The following is a 3364-nucleotide window of genomic DNA, read 5'->3' as shown; positions in this document are numbered from 1 at the left end:
GACGTTGAAGACTTCGGAGCCTTGATAGAAACCAAGTTCAACCTTTTCGTAAACAAATGACTTGAGTTTATGGCATTTATTGAGGATAGTTTTTATGAGCATCGGCGGCGGCTTTTGTTGTTTTTTTATCCTTCAACAAAAACTATCAAAAGTCAGCTGTCGATGCCCTTTTATCCTCGAAATTGTTCATTCCTACCCACAGATACCCCTGAAGAGCCCTTTTTTTATATCTTCCGGATTCCCTTCCAGTTCTAAACTTTAGCTTTAGCGTCTGAAGCCCTACGGCAATAGCCCGCTATAGATCAACCCCATAATGCCCAAGGTGGTCAGCATTGGCGCAACAGTCGCTGAGCTGTCGATTGGACTGTCGATTGAGCTGTCGATTGGACTGTCGATTGGGCTGTGGCTGTCGATTGTCACTGGGCTTGGTGCCGTGGTGACAGTGGTAGGTAATATCTCTTCAAAACCCGTAACCAGCGACCACCAGGGCTGTTCGCATTGGAATAACGAACCCATGGCGATGACTTGTTCCTGAATCAGGTCGAGGCGTTTCAGGTCGACTGACGCTGGAAGCTCAGCCCGGTACTCGCTGTCTTTTTCGCCATTCAGATGGTATTTCAGCCAGTGAATTTGGCCATTATCCTCAAACAGCAGATGAATTCTGCCATTGCTTGCTTGCAATCCAGCTACCTTGCTATTACCCACTGGCACGAAGATAAATTCACTAATCGGCTCTTCGTTCAGGTCGTTCAGGCTTGTCGCCCTGACCCGTAAACCGCCATCGACCTTCAACAGCAAATAGAGTGTTTCACACAGTATCTTGGCGGAGAGGATAGTCTCACCTTCCTCAACAGAGAAAACAGACGTGCCATCCTCTTTCTGAATAGCGTCAGAACCAACCAAGTAAAGACTGTAATTATATACAAACATATCCATCGGGCGAGTGGGAATCTCTATTCTGTCGTCCCCATCATCCAGCTCAAGGCCGGAATAAAAGTCCAGATACCGAGCCAGGAAAGAAGCATTCGGATCACTCGGGTCACTGTCTTTTTTATGCCATGCGATATAGTAACTACCCCCATCACGGGTGATGGCATCCACCACGACACCGTTGTCGTTGAGTTCCTGAAAAGAGTGGACATGACAGCATGGCTCCAGGGAGACAAGGCTTCCATCTTGTTCGTAGGCAGCCCGATAGCTTAAACCAGTGGAGTTGACCAAGGCTTGGTACTGCTCGCCGTCAAACAGCAAGCGTTCAATAACGCCGGATAATGGGTCGAACAGACAGTAGTAGTCGTAGAAGGCAAAACCGCCCCCGACGCTTTCTATCTTCCCCTGGCTGAACCCCTTGGGAAAGGGCAGGTAGCCACCCCGAGTGTACCAGGTTTCCTGATCAAACAGGCTGGCATCCATAGAACCACCGGGGTCAGCAAACAGGTCCAGCTCTGCGGGAAACCTGTTATTGTTCTGGGTGTCATTGATCCGTTGCAAGTCGCGGTAAGCGGCATTAATCACTGTCAGCATCGGCAGTTCGTCATCGCCTCCCGCCCGCCACAAAGTATCGTTCAGCCCAGTATCGTTATAGTTCAGTCCCTGTCGCAGCGTTTCCAGAGAAACATCCAGGATACCCTCATCATTCCGGGTTCCGCTGCCTACCGTCACGTTACCAGTATTCAGGTTGTTGCTGACCGTGAAGGAAGAAGAAAAAGAAGCAGCTTCCCCCACTACCCCCACCGCACCTCCGGCAGATCCATCGTCTATGCTAACCGCTCCAGTGTTCAGGTTGTTGCTGACCGTGAAGGAAGAATCAGCTTTCCCTACCACCCCTCCGACAGAGCCTCCTTTTGTGCTGACCGCTCCAGTGTTCAGGTTGTTGCTGACCGTGGAAGCATAAGCTACCCCCGCCACCCCTCCGACAGAGCCTGCTTTTGCGCTGACCACTCCAGTGTTCAGCTTGCTGACCGCTCCAGTGTTCAGGTTGTTGCTGACCGTGGAATAATGAGCTTCCCCCGCCACCCCTCCGACAGAGCCTGCTTTTGTGCTGACCGCTCCAGTGTTCAGGTTGTTGCTGACCGTGAAAGAAGAATCAGCTTTCCCTACCACACCTCCGGTATAGGCATAGCCTACTTTTGTGCTGACCGCTCCAGTGTTCAGGTTGTTGCTGACCGTGGAAGAAGAATCAGCTCTCCCTACCACACCTCCGGCATAGATCAGTGTCCCATTATTTATGCTAACCGCCCCGGTGTTCAGGTTGTTGCTGACCGTGGAATTAGAAGCAAACCCCACCACCCCTCCGACTTCGACATTGTCTCCTTTTACGCTGACGGCTCCAGTGTTCAGGTTGTTGCTGACCGTGGATTTAAGAGCATACCCCACCCCTCCTCCGGCACCGATATGGTTTCCTTTTGTACTGACGGCTCCGGTGTTCAGGCTATCTTCCAAACGGGAGTCGTCCTTTATCCAACCTGCCAGTCCTCCGGCTGCCGAGTAGTTATTATCAAGATAAGAGCGAGAACCATTAGTTTCCACCTGTCCCAGATAATTGATGGATTGACTAATCTCGCTGTGCTCCATCTCGCCCACCACCGCACCCGCAGGGCTGCCTTCTCCGGTACTCAAGACCCAGGGGCGAACAAACATCAGGTGTCGTACCTTTGCACCTCTCATAAAACCAAACAGTCCGGCAGGCTCTCCGTTACCTTTGGTAGTGACGTTCAGCCCATAAATAATATGACCGTCGCCATCCAGAGTGCCTTCGAATGGGTTATTATGTTTGCCCACTGTTTCCCAGGGGGAACGTAAAGTGCCGTTTTCAGGCTGACCCAAGTCGATATCCTCAACCAGCCGATAAAGGCCCTTCATGTCGTTCCTGAGCAGATGGCTGAAATTGCCATTACCTACATCTACCGGCTCCTGTCCCAAGGCTGCGTTGGCCAGACAGACTGGCAGCAGGCTTATAACAAAAGGAATGCCTGTCTGAAGCGGAGAGCAGGCTTTGCGAACTAATGACGATGGCCATTGCCACTTTAACGGTTTCTTTATGTCAGGTTTCACTGAAATTTCTCGTTGAATGGAAAGTACGCACCGTCCTTAGCGATAGGTTAAAAGTAGTAGAAAAAAAGGAAAAAAGGGACATCCACCAAAGGAAAAAAGGGACATCCACTAAATCCGGAGAAAAAAAGGGACATCCAATAAATATCAAAAATTCAGTAGCCTGATTACTCACTATCCTACTTCTTAAGGATTTGTCTAAAAATAACTTCCTGACTTCACCCTGCCTCAGGAGTGGCAGTGTAGTTCCATCTGGGTAGAAGCTTATCAAACTGAATAGTCATATTTTCTTTAAAATCGGCTGCATATTTTC

General features: G+C 49.9%; 1 protein-coding gene. It reads right to left on the bottom strand.

Annotated elements, in window-relative coordinates; all coding sequences use genetic code 11:
* Nucleotides 1-279: 279 nt before the first annotated feature.
* Nucleotides 280-3054: a hypothetical protein gene (locus ACR2PX_RS28445; RefSeq protein ID WP_434002727.1), complete on the bottom strand. Its 2775-nt coding sequence runs from the start codon at nucleotides 3052-3054 to the stop codon at nucleotides 280-282.
* Nucleotides 3055-3364 lie beyond the last annotated feature (310 nt).

Origin of the sequence: Endozoicomonas sp. (genome assembly GCF_051008435.1) — a bacterium.
In the GTDB taxonomy this organism is placed as follows: Bacteria; Pseudomonadota; Gammaproteobacteria; order Pseudomonadales; family Endozoicomonadaceae; genus Endozoicomonas_A.
This window is presented reverse-complemented; position numbering and strand designations above follow the sequence as displayed.